The organism is Sphingobium sp. FW305-3-2-15-F-TSA7, assembly GCF_058787155.1.
The window spans coordinates 109729-128537 of record NZ_JBYSZM010000017.1; the positions used below are offsets into that span (position 1 = coordinate 109729).

At 65.5% G+C, this 18809-nt stretch carries 14 protein-coding genes; 3 read left to right on the forward strand and 11 right to left on the reverse strand.

Annotation, left to right across the window (positions count from 1 at the left end):
• Positions 1-40: 40 nt before the first annotated feature.
• From AC3WN8_RS15195 to AC3WN8_RS15230, 8 genes are all read right to left on the reverse strand, one after another.
• The gene (locus AC3WN8_RS15195) at positions 41-988 is read right to left on the reverse strand and encodes an alpha/beta hydrolase (protein WP_492670290.1); all 948 of its coding nucleotides are present in this window, start codon (positions 986-988) and stop codon (positions 41-43) included.
• Between the two features lie 191 nt (positions 989-1179).
• Positions 1180-2586, reverse strand: a complete 1407-nt coding sequence (locus tag AC3WN8_RS15200; RefSeq protein WP_492670291.1) for an FAD-binding oxidoreductase — start codon at positions 2584-2586, stop codon at positions 1180-1182.
• Positions 2587-2588: 2 nt separating this feature from the next.
• Positions 2589-4691, reverse strand: coding sequence for a TonB-dependent receptor (locus AC3WN8_RS15205; RefSeq protein WP_492670292.1), 2103 nt, complete (start codon positions 4689-4691; stop codon positions 2589-2591).
• Positions 4692-4834: 143 nt separating this feature from the next.
• Positions 4835-6319 carry a carboxylesterase/lipase family protein gene (locus AC3WN8_RS15210; RefSeq protein WP_492670293.1) on the reverse strand — a complete coding sequence of 495 codons (1485 nt, stop codon included), beginning with the start codon at positions 6317-6319 and terminating at the stop codon, positions 4835-4837.
• Between the two features lie 231 nt (positions 6320-6550).
• The gene (locus AC3WN8_RS15215) at positions 6551-8179 is read right to left on the reverse strand and encodes an N-acyl-D-amino-acid deacylase family protein (protein ID WP_492670294.1); all 1629 of its coding nucleotides are present in this window, start codon (positions 8177-8179) and stop codon (positions 6551-6553) included.
• Between the two features lie 47 nt (positions 8180-8226).
• Positions 8227-9591 (reverse strand): serine hydrolase domain-containing protein, encoded by a 1365-nt coding sequence (locus AC3WN8_RS15220; protein WP_492670295.1) that lies wholly within the window; start codon positions 9589-9591, stop codon positions 8227-8229.
• 112 nt (positions 9592-9703) lie between these two features.
• Positions 9704-11071, reverse strand: a complete 1368-nt coding sequence (locus tag AC3WN8_RS15225; RefSeq protein ID WP_492670296.1) for an amino acid permease — start codon at positions 11069-11071, stop codon at positions 9704-9706.
• An 11-nt stretch (positions 11072-11082) separates the two neighbouring features.
• Positions 11083-12519 carry a serine hydrolase domain-containing protein gene (locus AC3WN8_RS15230; protein ID WP_492670297.1) on the reverse strand — a complete coding sequence of 479 codons (1437 nt, stop codon included), beginning with the start codon at positions 12517-12519 and terminating at the stop codon, positions 11083-11085.
• A 237-nt stretch (positions 12520-12756) separates the two neighbouring features.
• On the opposite strand from AC3WN8_RS15230, the gene AC3WN8_RS15235 reads away from it, so the two are divergent.
• Positions 12757-13959, forward strand: coding sequence for an alanine racemase (locus AC3WN8_RS15235; RefSeq protein WP_492670298.1), 1203 nt, complete (start codon positions 12757-12759; stop codon positions 13957-13959).
• A gap of 61 nt (positions 13960-14020) precedes the next feature.
• On the opposite strand, the gene AC3WN8_RS15240 is transcribed toward AC3WN8_RS15235, so the two are convergent.
• On the reverse strand, positions 14021-14854 hold the full coding sequence (locus AC3WN8_RS15240; protein WP_492670299.1) for a hypothetical protein: 834 nt from the start codon (positions 14852-14854) through the stop codon (positions 14021-14023).
• Positions 14855-15066: 212 nt separating this feature from the next.
• Between AC3WN8_RS15240 and AC3WN8_RS15245 the strand changes: the two genes are divergently transcribed.
• Together AC3WN8_RS15245 and AC3WN8_RS15250 are read left to right on the forward strand one after the other, a co-directional pair.
• Positions 15067-15846 (forward strand): LytR/AlgR family response regulator transcription factor, encoded by a 780-nt coding sequence (locus AC3WN8_RS15245; RefSeq protein WP_492670300.1) that lies wholly within the window; start codon positions 15067-15069, stop codon positions 15844-15846.
• A 193-nt stretch (positions 15847-16039) separates the two neighbouring features.
• Positions 16040-16309, forward strand: a complete 270-nt coding sequence (locus AC3WN8_RS15250) for a hypothetical protein (protein ID WP_492670301.1) — start codon at positions 16040-16042, stop codon at positions 16307-16309.
• Between the two features lie 43 nt (positions 16310-16352).
• Here AC3WN8_RS15250 and AC3WN8_RS15255 read toward each other — a convergent pair whose 3' ends face one another.
• Complete coding sequence (locus AC3WN8_RS15255; protein WP_492670302.1) at positions 16353-17432, reverse strand: sensor histidine kinase; 1080 nt, start codon at positions 17430-17432, stop codon at positions 16353-16355.
• A 98-nt stretch (positions 17433-17530) separates the two neighbouring features.
• Positions 17531-18658: a YkvI family membrane protein gene (locus tag AC3WN8_RS15260; RefSeq protein WP_492670303.1), complete on the reverse strand. Its 1128-nt coding sequence runs from the start codon at positions 18656-18658 to the stop codon at positions 17531-17533.
• Positions 18659-18809 lie beyond the last annotated feature (151 nt).

Consider the following 18809-nt stretch of genomic DNA (forward strand, 5'->3'; position numbering starts at 1 on the left):
CTATCAGACAGGTCTTGCAATAGCTATCAGATAGGTTTCCTTACGACCCGGTAGCGAGGAAACGTGCCAGCGCGGCACGGCTGTCGCGACGCGCGGTCTCCGCCACCGCCGCGCCGGGCATCAGATCGAAGCCGTGAAAGGCACCGGGATAGACATGCAGTTCGGTCGGCACGCCCGCACGCATCAGCCGGCGGGCATATTCGATATCCTCCTCGACGAAGAGGTCGAGCGCGCCCGTGCTGATGAAGGTCGGCGGCAAGCCGGAAAGATCGGTCGCGCGCGCCGGTGCCGCATAAGGCGAAACCCCGTCCACGCCGGGATCGTGGCCGAGCAGCGCCGACCATCCGAAGCGGTTGTTGCGCGCGGGCCAGATGAATTCGCCGGCATAGGGATGCGGATCGGCATGCACGCAGGTGCGGTCGTCGAGCATCGGATAGATGAGATGCTGGAACGCCAGGCGATGCTCGCCCCGATCGCGCGCCAACAAGGCGAGCGCAGCGGCCAGGCCGCCGCCCGCGCTTTCGCCCATCACGCCCAGCCGCGCAGTATCGATGCCGAGATCGCCGGCATGCGCGATCGTCCAGCCCAGCCCGGCATAGCAATCCTCGATCGCGCCCGGAAACACGGTCTCGGGCGCCAGCCGGTAATCGACCGAGACGATCGCGCAGCCGAGTGCCGCGGCAAGCGGCCGATGGACATATTCGATCTGCTTCGCCGCGCCGGCGACATAGCCGCCGCCATGGATATGATAGATGCACGGCAACGCGGCAGACGCTTCGGCGGGCCGGTAGATGTGCAGCATCACATCCGGTGCGCCGGCGGGGCCGGGCACGGCAATGCGCTCCAGCGTCGCGGTGCTTTCGTCGACCTGTGGCAGCGGCAACTTGCGTGTCCGCATCGCCGGCAATGTCTCCGCGCTCAGCATGACCATCGGAAACAGGTTGAGCAGCGGCTTGAGCGCGGGATCGACGAGATGCTGGCTGTTCATCGGATGCTCCAATCGGACCGGATCATGTCGGATGATCCGATACGCGATCCGAAATCATCCGCCAGACCCTATCCTTCCAGAGTCGCTCCGGTTCAGGCTGAACCGAAGCGGCTCTGGATTCCCTTGTTGCCGTGATTTAGCTTCGCTGACCTGCGGTTCCGAGTCTGCAGGTGCTTCCACCTGCCTCGAAATCACTCCAGAACAAAGATCTTGTCGGGATTGAACAGGTTCTTCGGATCGAGCGCGCGCTTGATCGTTCGCATCAGATCGACCGCGTCGCCCAGTTCATCGACCAGCGCGTCGCGCTTGCCGAGACCGATGCCATGCTCGCCGGTGCAGGTGCCGTCCATCGCCAGTGCCCGCGCGATCAGGCGATGGTTGATCGCCTCCACTTCCGCCATCTCGTGCGGTGCCGCGGGATCGATCGCGAAGACGACGTGGAAATTGCCGTCGCCGACATGGCCGACGATGGTGGCCGGCATCGACGCCCCCTCCAGATCCGCCTTGGTCTCACCGATGCATTCGGCAAGCCGGCTGATCGGCACGCAGACGTCGGTGGTCCAGCCGATCGAACCGGGACGCAGGCCGAGCGCCGCATAATAGGCCATGTGCCGCGCCTTCCACAGCCGCGAGCGCTCCTCGGGCAGGTTCGACCAGCGGAACTCCCCGCCGCCATTCGCCGATGCGAGGTCGCGTACCGTTTCGACCTGTTCCGCCACCGAGCGTTCGGATCCGTGAAATTCGAACAGCAAGGTCGTCTGTTCGGGATAATCGAGCTTCGAATAGGCGTTGCACGCCTTCACCTGCATATCGTCGAGGATCTCGATGCGCGCGATCGGCACGCCGAGCTGGATCGCCTGGACCACGGTGTCGACCGCGCCCTTCAGCGTGTCGAACGGACAGACCGCAGCCGAGATCGCCTCTGGTATGCCATAAAGGCGCAAGGTGATTTCGGTGATGATGCCCAGCGTGCCCTCCGCACCGATGAGCAGCCGAGTGAGATCGTAACCCGCGGCCGATTTGCGCGCGCGGCGCGCGGTGCGGACGATGCGGCCGTCGGGCATCACCACGCGCAGCGACAGCACCGCTTCGCGCATCGTGCCGTAGCGCACCGCATTGGTGCCCGACGCGCGCGTCGATGCCATGCCGCCGATCGTCGCATTGGCGCCGGGATCGATCGGGAAGAACAGCCCCTGGTCGCGCAGATCCTCGTTGAGCTGTTCGCGCCGGACGCCGGCCTGGACGGTGCAGTCGAAATCCTCGGCATTGATTTCGAGGATCGCGTTCATCTCGCTCAAGTCGAGGCTGATACCGCCGCGCACCGGCGTGACATTGCCCTCCAGCGAGGTGCCGGCACCGAACGCCACGATCGGCACTTCGGCGGCGACGCTTAATTTGACGAGTTCGGCCACTTCCTCGGTCGAGCGCGCGAACACCACCGCATCGGGCAGCACCGGATCGAAATGGGTTTCGCTGCTGCCATGCTGCAGACGGATCGACTCACCCAAGTGCAGGCGGTCCCCCACCAGTGCCTGCACCTGGGCAAGGAAGCCGTCCGGCAACGGCTTGCGGCGATCGACGGCGAACGGTGCGGTCATGATCAGAACCGCGCCGTGGCGCGCACGCCGATGCGGCGGCGACTGCCCTGGATCGCCAGATTCCGGGCGATCGGCGCGGGCAGGCCGGCGCGCAGCAGCACGGACCTGTCGATATAGCTCTCGATATATTTCGCGTTGAACAAATTGGTCGCGAAACCGGCAATGTCGAAATGGTCGCCCAGGCGGAAGGTGATCGAGCCGTTGACGAGACGATAGGACGACAGGCGCGGCGCGACATTGGGATCGAGCGACGACCCTACCCGGCTGCCCTTGGCGACGATATTGGCATCGAAGATCAACGCATTCTCCCCCAGCGGCACGGTGTAGTTGCTGCCGATATTGAAGTTCCAGTCGGGCGTGAAGATGATCCGATCGGTCGAGACATGGAAGCCCGTCGTCGCGAAATACTGGCTGTCGTCGGTGATCCGGGCATGCAGCAGCGTCGCGCTCGCGCTCAGCCGCCAATTGTCGGTCAGGCGGTAGCTCGCTTCCGCTTCGACGCCATAGCTTTCGACGGTGCCGGTGTTGAGGTTGATCGCAACGAAACCGACGCCGCTGGTGTTGGGTGCGAGCGAATTCTGCCCGATGAAATTCTTGTAGTCATTGTAGAAGATCGCGGCGTCGAGCGAGAAGCGGCGATCGGCGCTGCTCAGCTTCGTGCCCAGTTCATAGGTCCAGACATCGTCGCCGCGATAGATCAGGTTGGGGGCGCCCGGCCCGTTCTGGCCGCCACCGCGCACGCCGCGCGCGACCGAGGCATAGGTCATGAAATCGGGCGACCAGCGATTGGAAAGCGTCACGCGCGGCTGGAACTCGCTGGCGCGATAGGTCGGCGCGGTCGTGGCGGTGCTGACGTCGAGCGTCTGGTGATCGTAACGGCCGCCGACCGCGAGATCGAGCGTATCGGTCAGCTTGGCGAAGATCGTGCCGAACACCGCCTGCGACTTGTTCTCGCTAAAGGCGGCGCTGGGTGCGGATAGGCCGAGCGGCACGATGGTGTTGATCCCCGAGGCGTCGGTCGTCGACTTGCTGGCGAAGACGCCGATCAGCGTCGAGATCGAATCGCTCCACTGCGTGTCGAAGCGCAGCTCGCCGGTCTTGGTGATCAGCTTCGAACGCCCGGAAGTGCGCAGGAAGTCGATCGGGCTGTGATCGCCGTCACCCGCCGACACCACGTCGCGACGATTATAGGCGCCGACGATCGTGATCCTGGTCTTGATCGCGTCCGCGTCGAACTCGCCCTTCAGATTGACGCCCTTGTAAGTGATCGTCGCGCGGTTGAGCTGGTTGGTCGATCCGTCGAGCGTGTAGTCGGTCGGGCCCGCGACGTTCAGATAGGGGGTGTTGCCGCCGCTGACGCGATCGTAATTGGCGTTGAGCGTGAACTGCGCCCATTGGGCTGGCTTCAGCCGGACGGTGCCGTTGACGGTCTTCTGTGTCAGCGGGTTCTGCTTGCCGCCGGCCAGCAGATTCTCCTGGAAACCGTCCTGGTGATGATAGGCGCCGCCGATGCGGACCTGGAGGACATCCTCGACGATCGGCCCGCCGACGCTGGCGGAGATCGACCGATAATCGTCCGATCCGGCGAGCGCACCATCCATGCGCCCTTCCCACTGGTTGCCCGGCTGGCGCGTGATGACGTTGATCGCGCCGCCCAGCGTATTGTTGCCGAACAATGTCCCCTGCGGTCCGCGCAGCACCTCGATCCGCGCGACGTCGACGATCGGGCTGTTCAGATAGGATGTGTTGGGCTGGTAGATGCCGTCGATGAAGATGCCGACGCCGGGCTGCACCGTATCGATCAGCGTGGTGCCGATGCCGCGCATCGAAACGAAGGCGCGGCCGACCGAGTCCGAGTTGATGTTCAGGCCGGGCGCAAAGGCGGCGATGTCCTTCACCGTGTTGATCTGCTGCTGCTTCAGCATGTCGCCGCTGAGCGCGGTCACCGCGATCGGCACGTCCTTCAGCGATTCCTCGCGCTGGCGAGCGGTGACGATGATGTCCTGCTCGCCCGCTTCGGTGGCGGGCGCGTCCTGCGCAATGGCCGGAACGGTCGTGAAGGCGGCGGCGGCGCAGCCGGTGGCAAGCAAAGTGGTGAAGCGCATCGATCCTCATCCCTGCGAAAGCGCCGATCCGATGTCGGGCTTCTTCCTATGCGCAATACCTATCTGATAGCTTACCTATATGAAAGGTCCGTCGTCACCCCAACCTGTGCCGTTCGGCCCGATCAGTTGACCGAGCGGCACGGTCAGCGAAGAAACGGCGCAGCGGGCATGACCGGTTCGAACCCCGCCTCGCCCGCCGACAGTGAATAGACCTGCCGAGTCTCACCATCGAATTCGGCCCAGGGCAGGCGGCCATCGGTGGCGAAGCCGGCCCATAGCGCATGGATGCGCGCGGCGAGATCCTGTGGCGGCACCTCTCCCGTCAACCCCTGCGGCCCGGTCGTGCGCGCCAGCGTATCGAACACGAAGGGCATTTCCATGCCGTGCGCCGCGCCGAGTTCGCCGCCGAACGCGGGCGAGCGCCAGTCGAACTCGTACAGATGCGTGCGCCCGCGATGCGCCTCCGCGAAGCGCCGCGCGGGCCAGCGGAAGACGAGATCGGTCAGCGCGTCGGTCAGCGCCTGGCCGGGCTTCACGCCCCTTCGCCCCATGCCATAGGCCTTGAGCAGCTTGCGCGCATGGGGCTGCGAGCGATGAACCGCATAGGTGGCGAGCAGCCGACCGATCCGGTCGCGCACGCCGGTCGGCACCAGATAGAGATTCATTTCCTCGGCATTGGTGCCGATCAGCAAATCGACCTCCGCCCCCGCGCCCGCCGCCAGCGCATCAAGCGGGCGCCGGGGCAACACATCGTCGCCATGGACGGGGGTGAAGCGGCTGATCCCGAACACGGGCTCGCGCCCCTCGGCATCGCGCAGGTCGATACGCGCGGTCGGCAGCGAGACTTTTTCCAATGCGTCGAAACAGGCCTCGGGCTGCACGCCGCGAAAGCCCTCGGCATCAGCGGAGACCTTGAGCAGCTTTGCGAGCTTGCGAACCAGCCGCTGCATGACGGCGATCTCGCGCGTCATCCCACCATGGCCGCTCTGGATGATCGCGCGGCGGAACAGCCCCTTCGCCAATGGCGAGGCCATCAGATCGGCGACCGACATCGCGCCGGCGGATTCGCCGAAGACGGTGATATTGGCCGGATCACCGCCAAATGCGGCAATGGTATCGCGCACCCATGCCAGCGCCGCGATCTGGTCGCGCAATCCCAAATTGGTCGGCACGCCCGGGATCGGCAGGAAACCTTCGATCGCCAAGCGATAATTGATCGCGACGCAGATGACGCCGCTGCGCGCGAAGCCGCTGCCATCATGCACCGCCGCGTCCTTGCTGCCGACGACGAAGCCACCGCCATGGACGAATATCATCACGGGCAGGCCGGTGCGTTCGTCGTCCGGCCGCCAGATGTTGAGCGTCAGATAATCGTCACCGCCCTGCCAGCCACGCCCGATCAAAGGTGCTACGTCGAGCCCCGGAAAATCCTTCACCCGGTGCGGCGCGCAGGGCCCAGGCACCGTCGCATCGCGCACGCCCGTCCAGGGCGTGGGCGGCGCAGGCGCCGCGAAACGCAACGCGCCGACGGGCGGCGCGGCATAGGGAATGCCCAGGAAACGCCGGACGCCGCCTTCGGCCGCGCCCTGGATCGCGCCGGCGGGGATCATGATCTCGACAGGCTGCACGCGGTTCTCCGATGACGGTCACGGCAATTGCTTACCCGCTATCCTATCACCATGCTGCGCTTCACCACCGTCTTCCGCTTTGCCCAGCGTCAGTTTGACGATGCCGGGCGGACAGTATCAGCCTGCGTCAAATCCCGTTTGTGTCGAGCGAAGTCGAGACACGCTACGCCGCGCCCCACGTCCCTCGACTTCGCTCGGGACGAAGGTGGAAAGATTGCCTTCCCTGACCTGTCAGCCCCCGCAACTCCCCGCCGTCGGCACATGCCGGATCGGCCGTCCCGCCGCCGCGCCCGTCGCCTTTCCGCCATCGATCGCGACCGCGCCGTTGACGAGCAAGGTGCGCACGCCCTCCGCCAGCACCTCGGGATTGATATAGTCCGCCTTGGGCCGATAGGCGGCGGGGTTGAAGACCACAACATCGGCATAATAGCCCGAGCGCAGATGACCGCGATGGTCGAGCTTGAACATGTCGGCGGTGCGGCCGGTGCTGCTGTTGATGAAATCGGCGAGCGAGATCGCCTTCTCCTTCAGCACATATTTGGCGTATTTCTGCGGATAGGTGGCGTACATGCGCGGATGGCCGTGCGATCCGTCCGAACTGGTGACGACCCAGGGCTGCTTCATCAGCGCCTTGATGTCGCTTTCCGCCATGTTGAACGAGACGACCGCGCTGCCCCTGTCACTCTCGGTCATGATGCGCAGCGCCGCGTCGATCGGATCGACATTCCACTGCTTCGCCACTTCGTCGAGACGCTTGGCCGTCCACGGGAAACCATGCGCGCTCAGCAGCAGCGAATTGGGCCCGCCGCGACGGCGCAGATTCTCGCGCATCTCGGTCTTGATCTTTGTGAGCTGTGCGGGATCGGCGAAGCGCTTGAGCATCGCTTCACGCCCGCCATCGACCGCCCAGCGCGGCAGCAGCGACGCTTCCAGCCCCGAGCCCGAGGCTTCCCAGGGATATTGATCGGCGGTGACGTCGATGCCTTGCGCGCGCGCCGCCTCCACCGTCGCGATCAGCGCCGGCGCCTGGCCATGGACGTCGACGCCCAGCGCCTTGAAGTGCGCAAAATGGACGGGCATGCCCGCCGCACGGCCAATCTCGATCGCTTCCTTGGTCGAATTGACCACGCCGATCGTGTAGGAGGATTCGTCGCGCTGATGCGTGTCGTAGACGCCGCCGCGCTTCGCCGCTTCCCTGGCCAGCGCGATCACCTCGTCGGTCTTGGCGAAGCTCTGCGGCGCGTAGAACAGGCCGGTGGAGAAGCCGAGCGCGCCTTCGCACATGCCCTTCGCCACCATGGACTTCATCGTGTCCAGCTCGGCCGAGGTCGGCGCGCGATCGTCCTGGCCGATCACCGCGCGGCGGACCGCGCCGAAGCTGACATAGGCGGCGGCGTTGATGCCGAACTTGCGCTGCTCGATCCCGCTGAACAGGCCGGCGACATCGGAGACGCCGCCCGGCTGGCCATGGCCGTCGACGCCGGTGAAGATCGTGGTCACCCCCTGCATCATCCAGGGCAGGTTGAGCCGCAGCGTCGGATCGCTCGCGGTCAGGAAGGTATCGGCATGGGTGTGCGGATCGATGAAGCCCGGCGCGACGACCATGTTCTTGGCATCGATCACGCGCTTGCCCTTGAACGGATTCTTCGCGCTCGGCCCCACATAGACGATACGATCGCCCGACACCGCGACATCGCCGATCACCGGCTTCGTCGCGCTGCCGTCGTAGATGGTGCCGCCCTTGATCACGAGATCGGCGCTCTGGCCCTGCGCCTGCGCAGCGGCGGGAAGCACGGCGACCGCAAGTGCGCACAGCGCAAGGCGGCGGCGATTGTCGGAGACGGTCGGATAGGCTGTCATGGTCGGAACTCCCGGGCGCAAGCGCCTGCAGATTGCGAGGGTGGCGCTCAGTTCGCCCGGTCGAAGTGGATCGCGGTCACGCGGCCGGTGGACAGGATGAAACCCTTGCCGTCGTCGTCGAACGTCAGGCTGCCTTCGTCGCTGCGGAACACGCCGTCGGACCCGCGCTCGAAGACCAGCGGCTCGCCGGATTGCGTATAAGGCGACGAAACGGCGGCGGTCAGCTTCGCACCATCGAGCGTGAGATCATAGGTCGCCTGAAGCTCGGCCGATGCATAGCGGCCGGCAAGACTGGGTTTCGCCTCGGCGGTCAGGATATTGCCTTCGATCAGCGCGATCACCTCGTCCGCTTTCGCCACCGGATTCCAGTCGCCGCGATTGCAGAAGACCGCCACGCCCAGTCGGCGTTCGGGCAGCCGCTCATACTGGTTGCGGAACGCCTCGGCGCCGCCGCCATGCTCGACGAAAGTCTGGCCGCGGCGCTGTCCGACCATCAGGCCGCCGGCATAGGCCTGACTACCCATCTTGCGCGCGGCGGGCTGGCCATTGGTGAAGGCGCCGGGCTTGAGCATGATCGCCTGCACCGCCGGGGTCCAGACCTTGTGGCCGACCTCGATATCCTGGTCGAACTTCGCCAGATCGTTGATCGAGACCATCAGCCCACCCGATCCGCTGAACCGCGGATAGGTGTCGCGGATCACGAAGCCGCCATCCTTGGGATTGTAGCCGTGCGCGATCTTCCCCACCGGCTCCGCATCGTTCATGAAGAAGCTGCTCTTCATGCCCAACGGCTTCAGGATCGCCGCGTTGACATAGTCGGCGAAAGGCTTGCCGGATACGCGCGCGACGATCTCCGCGAGCAGCAGATAGCCGCCATTGGAATACGTCCAGTCGGTGCCCGGCGTGAAATTCGTCCCCTTTTGCCGGACCATCACGTCGAGCGCCTGTGCCTTGTTCGCCTCGTTGGAACCGCCAAGCCCCATCAGCCGGAGCAGGGTCAGCGAATCGCGGATGCCCGCGGTGTGGTGCATCATCATCCGCGCAGTCACCGGCACTTCGTATTGCGGCAGTTCGGGCAGATAGGTGCGGATATCGGCGTCGAGGTCGATCTTGCCCTGGGTGGCGAGCGTCGCCACCGCGAGCGAGGTGAACTGCTTCGAGACCGAGGCGGCGTAGATCAGCGTATCGCCATCGAGCGGCGTGCCCTTTTCGATGTCCGCCGATCCCGCGGCGGTGACGAACAGGGTCTTGCCCGCCTTGAACGCGCCGACCACGCAGCCCGGCGCAGATGCGCCCTTGGGATCGGAAACGATCCGCCGCACGGCGTCAAGATCGACCGAAGGCGGTGCCGCCGCAGCCGCAACCGGTACAGAGAGGAGAGCGGATGCAACAAGAAGGGCCGTCAGCTTCATATCGGGTCTCCCATGGGGCGTAGCGCGCGAATGGCGGCGCACATCTTATGCCGCACACAGGACCGCCGCATCGGCATGGGCGCAAGACGCAATTGCGCGCTGGGTTATAGCTTCAGGTTATTCGCCCGGTTCCGTCCGAGGCTCTGCGTCCCGTGAGCCAGGCGAGAATGGCGACCACGGCCGCCACCGCCGCACTCGAATGGAGCTGGCTGGCGAGCGCGGGCGTCAGCGCCATCGCGATCAGCACCGCGACGATGCCCACGATCGCGGCATGGCTCGCCCAGGGGAACAGCCACATGCGTACCGTCAGCCGCTCCGGCGCGTCGCGCTCGAGCCCGGTGCGCAACCGGATCTGCGCGATGCACACCAGCAGATAGATGAACAGCATCGTCGCGCCCGACGCGTTGACGAGGAAGCTGAACACGATCTGCGGCGACAGGGTGGAGGCGGCGAGCGCGACATAGCCGAACAGGCTGCCGACCAGGATCGCGCGCGCGGGTACCTGTCGGCGGTTGACCGCGACCAGCCATTGCGGCGCGTCGCCCTTGGCGGCCAGCGTGAACAGCACGCGCGAGGTGACGTAGAGCCCCGAATTGAGGCAGGACAGCACCGCGATCAGCACGACGATGCTCATGATCGTGGCAGCACCGGGCACGTGCATATGGTCGAGCGTCGTCGCGAAGGGCGAGACTCCCGGCGCGATTTGCGTCCATGGCACGATCGAGACGATCAGCGCGATCGACACGACGTAGAACAACAGGATGCGCAGCGCGACCGATCCCGTCAGCCGCGCCACGGTGCGCGCCGGATCCGCCGATTCCGCCGCCGCGATCGTCGCGATCTCCGCGCCGCATAGCGCGAAGATGACGCTGGTGACGCCCGACAGGATCGCCAGCCCGCCCATCGGCGCGAAACCGCCATGCGCGGTCAGGTTGGCGAAGGTCGGCGCGGGCGAGGTGAGGCCAAGGGCATAGGCGCCCGCGATCGCGATGAAGACGATGATCGCGCCCACCTTCAGCGACGAGAACCAGAATTCGAACTCACCATAGGATCGCGTCGACATCAGGTTGATCGCGGTCATCAGCGCAAGCAGCACGACGCCGATCTGCCATGCCTCGAACGGCAACCAGGCCTGGAGGATGATCGCGCCCGCGATCGCCTCGATCGCGACGACGACCACCCAGAAATACCAGTAGAGCCAGCCGCTGACGAAACCCGCCGTGCGACCGAGCCCGATGCGGATGAATTCGGTAAAGGCGCCCGCGCCGGGAAAGGCGGTCGCCATCTCGCTCAGCATGCGCATGACGAGCAGGATCAGCCCGCCCGCCAGCGCATAGCTGAGCACCACCGCCGGACCGACCGTCGCGATCGAGGTGCTGCTGCCGACGAACAACCCGGCGCCGATGATGCCGCCGATGGCGATCATCGCGACATGGCGGGGCTGGAGCGAGCGACTGAGCCGCGTTTCGGGTTCCTCCATCCCCGGCCCACTCATCGCGGCGCGACCGGGCGGAAACGGATGCCGGTGACGCGCGGCGTCTGGATCATGAAACCGCGCCCGTCATCATCGACGATCATGCCGGTGGTGTCGGCCCTGAGCGCCCCCGTCGCATCACGGAAGAAAGCGAACATGCGCCTGGGCTCGGCATGGCCCGGCCAGGTGGAGGAGATGGTCGCGGTCACTGTGTCACCCTGCACCGCGATCCGATATTCGGCCTTGAGATCGTCGGAGACATAGGTGCCCGGCTGCGGCATCACGCGGCTCGGCGGCACGGCATAAGGCGCCGTGGCGGCCGGCCGATATTGATCATAGGGCGTCAGATAGCCGGGCTCGACCGCGTCGATGATCCCGTCGATCCGCTTGAGCGAACCGCCGTCGGAGCGATTGCACAGCACGGCGACGCCCAGCGCGCGATCGGGCAGCCGCATATAGCCGGTGCGGAAGGATTCGAAGCTGCCCAGATGATAGATGGTGTTCTGTCCGCGCCTTTGCCCCACCACGACACCACCGGCATAGGGCATGTCGTCGAAGCCCGGCGCGGTCACCGTGCGGCCGTCGCTGAAGGTGCCGGCGGTCAGCATGATCGCGGCCACCTTGTCGGTCCACACCTTGTGGCCGACCTGGATGTCGTGATCGTAGCGCGCCATGTCCGCGATCGTCAGCATCAGCCCGCCCGATCCGCTGAAGGCGGGATATTGGTTGCTCGGGCGCCAGCCGCGATCGGTCGGCACATAGCCGTTGGCGATCAGGCCCGGCGGCGGCTTGCCCGAGACGAAGAAGCTGCGCGTCATGCCCAGGGGCTTGAGCACCGCTTCATTGGCATATTGATGGAAGGGCCGGCCCGAAGCACGGCGGATCACTTCGGCAAGCAGCAGATAACCGCCATTGGTGTAGGAATAGGCGGTGCCCGGCACGAAATTCGTGTCCTTCTGCGCCATGAGCAGTTGGAGCGCCGCGTCCATATTGCTCCGGCTGGCATCCTCGACCCCGGCCAGATTGAGCAGTTCCAGCGAATCCCGGATGCCGGAGGAATGGTTCATCAGCATCTGGACGGTGATCGGCGCCCGGTAGCGCGGCAGTTCCGGGATCCACTTATGCACCTCGTCCTGAAGACCGAGCTTGCCGCCCTCGATCAGCTTTGCCGCCGCCAGCGCGGTGAACTGTTTGGCGACCGATGCCGCATAAAGCAAAGTCTCGCCGTCCAGCTTGCGTCCCGTCGCGATATCCGCAGCGCCCGATGCGCCGACATGGACGGTCTTGCCGTTGCGGAAGACCCCGGCGACGCAGCCCGGCCCGGTCATGTCCGCCGGATCGCCCAGAACCGCCTGGATGGCATCCGATTGAGATGGAGAAGCGCTTGCGGGCGGAACGGTCATGATCAGCGGTACGGCAAGCGCCGCGATGCGATTTTGCCAGCCAATCCCCATGCGCCGTCGCCCCGCTTTGTCGATGATCCCGATCTCGGAGAGTAGAGCGCAACAGGCACCGGTCAACGCACCGGGCATTTCCGAACCTTTTCCACCCCATAGCCATTCGACATGCCCCCGATGCCGCGAGGCGCGGGACAGGATCATAGACGGGAGCTATGGGGAGCAGCCCGATTTTTGCTTGGAACCGCCGCGCTTGCCCGACATGGACGGCGAGACTCGGCCCGGAGACCCAGAATGACCAGCCTGCCCGAATTCCTGTCGCGCGTGCGGCCACCGATGACGCCGGCACTGGTCGTCCGGCGCGAGGCGTTGCTGCGCAACCTGAAGACGATGCAGGGCTATTGCGACGCGGCCGGCGTCCGGCTGCGCCCGCACGGCAAGATGCACAAATGCTCGACGCTCGGCCGGCTGCAGATCGAACTCGGCGGCGTCGGCCTGTGCTGCCAGACGATCGGAGAGGCCGAAGCCTATGCGGCGGCGGGCATCGCGGACCTGCTCGTCACCTCGCCGATCGCGCCCTGGGCGGCGCCCCGGCTGGCGGCGCTCGCCGCGCGCGAGATCGGCATCGCGGTGGTTGCCGACGATGCCGGCCAGATCGACCGGCTGGACGAAGCCGCCCGTGCCGCCGATGTCACGCTCTCCGTCCTGGTCGATCTCGATCTCGGCACGCACCGCGCCGGCTGCGCGCCCGAAGCGGCGCCGGCACTGGCGCAGCGCATCACCGATGCCGGCAATCTGCGTTTCGAGGGTGTCCAGGCCTATCTCGGCCATCTCCAGCATGTGACCGATCTCGCTCGGCGCCGCGCCGCCAACGACATCGCCACCGCCCGGCTTCGCGCGCTGGTCGAAACGCTCGACGCGGCCGGCCTCCATCCCCGCTTCGTCACCGGCGGCGGCACCGGCACTTGTGCGCAGGACCTGGCGAACGGCGTGTTCAACGAACTCCAGGCCGGATCCTATTCGGTGATGGATGTCGAATATGGCGATTGCGACGCGCCCGACGGCGGCGAATGGCCGTTCGAGCCGGCGCTGTTCATCGCCGCCACCGCGGTTTCGACGCAGCACAAGACGCATGTGACGATCGATGCCGGGCTGAAGGCGGTCGCCGTTGACGGCCCGCGCCCGCGCGTGCTGGCGGGCGCCGCGCCGGGCAGCGAATGGCGTGCCTTCGGCGACGAGCACGGATCGATCCAGCACCTTGCGCACAAGCCGGTCTTCGCGATTCCGGAGCGACTGGCGCAATGCGCGGCGATCGACGTGATCGATGCCGACGACGCGGTCGAGTGGCCTGCGGATGCGCCACGGAACGGCGATCTGGTCTGGCTGCAGCCCGGCCATTGCGATCCGACGATCAATCTCTACGACGCGCTCATCGTCGCGGACGAAGACGGCCAGTGGGAAAGCTGGCCGGTCGACGCGCGGCGCGTCACGCGCTGAGAGTCTGTTTGGAAATGCGCCGATGGCGCATTTCCAAACAGACTCTGAACCTTCGGCGCGATCACCGCGTCGGCCGGCAATCCTTCAGCCAAACGACGTGGCGGAATGCGTCGAATTCGTACCAAGTGCCGGTCAGCCGGACATTCCTGTCGGGCTTCAGCGTCAGCGAATAGGCGCCCTGCCCCTTTGCCATCAGGCAGCTGATATCGGTCTTGAACGGCGCGATATTGGGTAGCCGGATCACCTCTTCCCAGGGGTTGGGGATCTTGAACGCCACCCGATAGAATTCGCCGTCCTGAACGACATAGTCGACCATGCCCGTGACGGTGAAGCTTCTTCCCTTGTATCTGAGCGGCACCGCTGCCGAGTTGCGCTCGGTGTCCTTGGAGACCTGGTGCGAAAAGGCGAGCGCGTCGATCACCATCGGTGCACCGCCGGCCGTCACCGCGGACTTGCCCCGCGCGGCCGCCGCCAGCCCCGCCTTTCCACCCTTGATCTGATTGAGGATGCCACACAGCTCGCTCATCGCGTCCGCTTCCTTGACGAACATCGCGGCGCGCAGCTTCGCCTCCATCCGCACCGTGCCGACACCGCCCTGGTTGCTCGCCGAAATGATGATCGGGAAGGCACGGCTCTTTCCGTTCATCGGCTGCTCGATCAGCATGCTGCCCTCGTCCGCTTCCTCGGAGAGGATGTCGTAATTCCGCGGCGCGACGAGCCCGCGCATCTGGCCGATCGCGCTGGCCGGGGTCAGATCCGCCACCGCGACCGTGGCGATGAACCGCAGGCCGCTGACCGGGCTGCCGGCTTTCACGAAATTGTCCTCGCATGTGCCCGCCTGCGCCACCGACGGCACCGCCAATATCAATCCGGCAAGTATTCCCTTCAAACGCACGCCATGCTCCTCGATTTCGATGGCGCTGCGATCCCATTGGCGGCGACTGCCGCACAAGCAACGTCCCGCCGAACCGCGCGCGCGGGCAGCCGGGCGGCGTGATCTTTCTGCCAATGGCGATATCGACCTGACGAGCGGCACTCGACAGGCTGCCCGGCTTTGGCAAAGACTGCGGCGATGGGCACCGCCGCGCACACGTATATCCAGTCCGCATGAGCGACCTGTCGGTCCTGATCGTCGATGACGAACCCCTGGCGCGCGGGCGGCTGCGCCGGATGCTGGCGGCGATGCAGGGCGTGCGCGTGGCCGGCGAGGCCGGCAATGCGGGGGAAGCGCATGACAGGATCGCCGCGCTGAAGCCCGACCTGTTGCTGCTCGACATCCAGATGCCCGGAGAGGGCGGCTTCGAACTGCTCGAGCGGCTGGGCGAGGCCGCGCCGCCGACCATCTTCGTCACCGCATTCGATCATCACGCGCTACGCGCCTTCAACGCGCGCGCCATCGATTATGTCACCAAGCCGGTCGAACCGGGTCGGCTGGCGACCGCGATCGAACGGGCGCGGCTGACGGTCGGCGCGCAGAGCGGCCAGGGCCGCATCACCGAACTGCAGGAAACCGTCGCGACATTGCGCGCCGAACTGCGCAAACATGACGGCGGCACGATCGATTTCTGGGTGCGATCGAAGGGCGAGCATCTCCGTATCCCGTCGGACGCGATCATGCGCATCCAGGCGGAGCGCGACTATGTCCGCCTCCATGCCGACGGACAGTCGCATCTTTATTACGAAAGCCTGGCCTCGCTCGAGCGCAGGCTGGATCCGGCGGAATTCCTGCGCATCCATCGCGGCACGATCGTCCGGCGCGACCGCATCGTGCGCATGCGCGGCACATCCTTCGCCGCGCTGATCGTCCATCTCGACGATGGCAGCGAGGTCCGGGTCGGTCGGACCTACGCAAAGGCGATGCGCCGCATGTTGAGCGGCCCGGCTTAGGGCGGATGCGGTTCGCCCCGCCAAAATCGCCATCTGCAGAATAACGAGCCGTTCGGCTGACCCGGCGGCACGCTTCAGAGGCCACCCTATGGCGCGGGATCCGGCCGCCGATACGGTTTCGCGGCCTGGCAGCGTAGCAATGCAATCCCGCGCCGACAGGCGATCGTGTAATCGTAAACGAAGAGGATATCCCATGAATATCAAGATGATCGCACTCGCCATCAGTGGGGCGTGCACGCTGATCGCCACCGGCACGGCCATGGCGGCGATGCCGGATCAGGCCGAGCTGTTGGCCCCCGCGACGAGCATCGAAGCGCCGACGAAGACATCCGACACGCTGAAGGCGCTGATGGCCGTCAAGCCGTCCAAGGCCGAGTTGGCGCGCACCTGCGCGGATCCCTGGTGGGAGATGAGCGGATGGCAGGCGCTCACCTGCGCCTATATGAATGCGCGCCAGAAGTAAGCGCGACTGCGGCGGCGAGCCCCGTGCCCAGCGGGGCTCACCGTTAATGCCCCTCCAGACGGAACGGCAAGTTCAGCTCGGCGCGATACAGCGTCGAGCCGACCGGTCCGAAGGTGAAGGTCGCATCCCCGGCAAAACGCGAGGCAATCCGTTCCCCGACATTGCGCAGCCCGATGCCCGTGCCGCTCTTGTGCGCCGGCGCCCCGCCCGGCGGCATGTCGTTCTCGATCAGGATCCTCAGCCGATCGCCATCGCGCCATGCGCGGATCGCGATGCGGACGCTGCCGATCGTTTCGCCGACGCCGTAACGCACCGCATTCTCGATCAGCGGCTGGAGGATCAGGCTGGGCACCATCGCATCCCGGCAATCCTCCGCCAGATCGACCGAAACCGACATGCGATCGACGAAGCGCTCGCGCTCGATTTCCAGATATCCCCGCTGCAGCGCCAGTTCGTCCTCCAGCCGGGCGTCGTGCATGGGGTCGAGCGTCAGCGTGGTGCGCAGGAAGGTCGACAGCGACTGCACCATCCGCCCCGCCCGCGCCGCCGCGCCCTCCTCGATCAGCCCACCCAGCGAGTTCAGTGTGTTGAACAGGAAATGGGGGTTGATCTGATAGCGCAAGGCCCGCATCTGCGCCGCCAGCGCTTCCTCGCGCGCCGCAAACAGGCGCGCCTCGCGGTCGCGGATTTCATGGCTATAGGTCAGGCCAACGAGCAGGCACGCCCATCCGAAGAAGATCCACCATCGGAACAGCGCATTGCTGGCGATGACGCGCGGAGCGTAGCTCATCCAGTCGGTGAAATAGGCATAGCGGAACAGCGCGATATCCGCGGCCACATAGATCGCCGTCGCAACCATCGCGAGCAGCAGGCCGATCAGCATCTGAAGCGGAAAGGATATGCCGCGCACCCGAAGCAGCGCCGGCACCATCAGCGCAGCCAGCCCCAGTCCCAGGACGAAGAGCATGACCTTGCCGAGCAGTTCCTGGCCTAGCGCCTCGTCGAGCATCCCGGCGAGCACGAACGCGCCCACCCAATAGAGAGCGCCCATCCACGCGACTTCGCGGATCCATGTCCGGCGATAGGATGCCGACTCGCCACCGCTTGTCACCTCCATTGCCATCGCATCCCCCGACGAGGCCGGCGGCCATCGCCGGACGATGCATTAGAGCATGGCCGGATTGTCCGGAGAACGGACATTCCGACGAGCGTCGGCAGAGGTTATGCCGGCGTGATGGGTGACGGGTCGGAAGGTGCGGCGATCCCCTCTTGATTCCGCGCCTGCCAGATCTTCAGCACGCCATAGGTCAGCAGCGGCCCGAGATAGATCGCCATGAAGGCATAGGCGATGATCCGATAGCCATTGGCGATGAGCGCGACGAGGCCGAACTGCGCCGCGAGGAAGACGGCGACGATCGCCACCAGCGTCGATGACAGGAAGCGTGCCTTCACCGGCAGATCGCCGTCACGCCCGCTATGCGCGATGCGCTCGTTGATCGCATGCAGCGCGCCGGTGCCGCTTTCGACCAGCGCCGCGAAGATCATCAGCTGGAAGAGGGTGCGGAAGATCGGCAGGTTGAGCTGGCCGAGCAGATAGTCCGACGGCAGCGTCTCATTGAGGATCGCCGGATAGAAAGCGGCCATGCACAGGAAGAAGAGGATCGCCGGCACCATCGCGAGCGGTCCCGACAGCAGGCCTGCGACCACGGCCTCGCGCTTCGTGACGATATGGCGCAGCATCGGCAGGATCAGCACCGCGCCGATCAGGTTGTAACCGCTATAGGTGAGTCCGCCGGCGAGCCAGCCGTCCATCGGCACGGGTTTCGAAAAGGCGTCGGCGATGCGGCTGCCGAAGATCGGGAAGGCCAGTATCATGAAGACGGCATAGGTGCCGTAGAGCAATAGCGAGACATATTTGAACAGCGCCTCGACCGCATCGTTACCGAAGGTCGCGAACAGCACGAGCAAAGACACGAAAACGAGCGTGCCCGACAGCATCGGCAAGCCGAAGCTTGCCGCGATCGCCCCGGCGGCAGCGCCATAGACCGAGAGCATCACGATGGTGGAAAGGATATTGGCGATCTCGAAGACCGGCCAGGCCCTGCCCAGCAGGTTCCTGAAAAAGGTCCGATAATCATAGGCGCCGACCTGGAGCGCAAAGACAAAGGTGAGCGCGCAGATGCCGCTCCAGATCCCCATCGCGACGATCATAGCGAGCAGGCCACCCTGCGGTCCGCTCGGCAGGAAGAATTCGACGATCTCGCGCCCCGTCGCATAGCCGCCGCCGATGACGACCGCCTTGAAAGCGAGACCGGGCAACAGGTAACGCTGGAATTTCGATGCGGCCATGTCTGCCGGTCCCCTCCTATGATCGAACAGCGACCCTAATGGTGCTTCGCTATTCAACAATCGTCATTGTTGGAGCAGCGTTATCGCGATCTGGAATAGCTGAATTGGGTCGAGGCAATCTTCTGCCCCCTCGCCCCCTTCAGGGGGAGAG

What these genes read in the sequence shown, in the direction of transcription:
- AC3WN8_RS15245 (WP_492670300.1), top strand. Translation starts at nt 15,067, where the DNA reads ATGAGCGACCTGTCGGTCCTGATCGTCGATGACGAACCCCTGGCGCGC.
- AC3WN8_RS15250 (WP_492670301.1), top strand. Translation starts at nt 16,040, where the DNA reads ATGAATATCAAGATGATCGCACTCGCCATCAGTGGGGCGTGCACGCTG.
- AC3WN8_RS15230 (WP_492670297.1), bottom strand. Translation starts at nt 12,519, where the DNA reads ATGGGGATTGGCTGGCAAAATCGCATCGCGGCGCTTGCCGTACCGCTG.
- AC3WN8_RS15205 (WP_492670292.1), bottom strand. Translation starts at nt 4,691, where the DNA reads ATGCGCTTCACCACTTTGCTTGCCACCGGCTGCGCCGCCGCCGCCTTC.
- AC3WN8_RS15200 (WP_492670291.1), bottom strand. Translation starts at nt 2,586, where the DNA reads ATGACCGCACCGTTCGCCGTCGATCGCCGCAAGCCGTTGCCGGACGGC.
- AC3WN8_RS15215 (WP_492670294.1), bottom strand. Translation starts at nt 8,179, where the DNA reads ATGACAGCCTATCCGACCGTCTCCGACAATCGCCGCCGCCTTGCGCTG.
- AC3WN8_RS15225 (WP_492670296.1), bottom strand. Translation starts at nt 11,071, where the DNA reads ATGGAGGAACCCGAAACGCGGCTCAGTCGCTCGCTCCAGCCCCGCCAT.
- AC3WN8_RS15260 (WP_492670303.1), bottom strand. Translation starts at nt 18,658, where the DNA reads ATGGCCGCATCGAAATTCCAGCGTTACCTGTTGCCCGGTCTCGCTTTC.
- AC3WN8_RS15235 (WP_492670298.1), top strand. Translation starts at nt 12,757, where the DNA reads ATGACCAGCCTGCCCGAATTCCTGTCGCGCGTGCGGCCACCGATGACG.
- AC3WN8_RS15255 (WP_492670302.1), bottom strand. Translation starts at nt 17,432, where the DNA reads ATGGCAATGGAGGTGACAAGCGGTGGCGAGTCGGCATCCTATCGCCGG.
- AC3WN8_RS15220 (WP_492670295.1), bottom strand. Translation starts at nt 9,591, where the DNA reads ATGAAGCTGACGGCCCTTCTTGTTGCATCCGCTCTCCTCTCTGTACCG.
- AC3WN8_RS15195 (WP_492670290.1), bottom strand. Translation starts at nt 988, where the DNA reads ATGAACAGCCAGCATCTCGTCGATCCCGCGCTCAAGCCGCTGCTCAAC.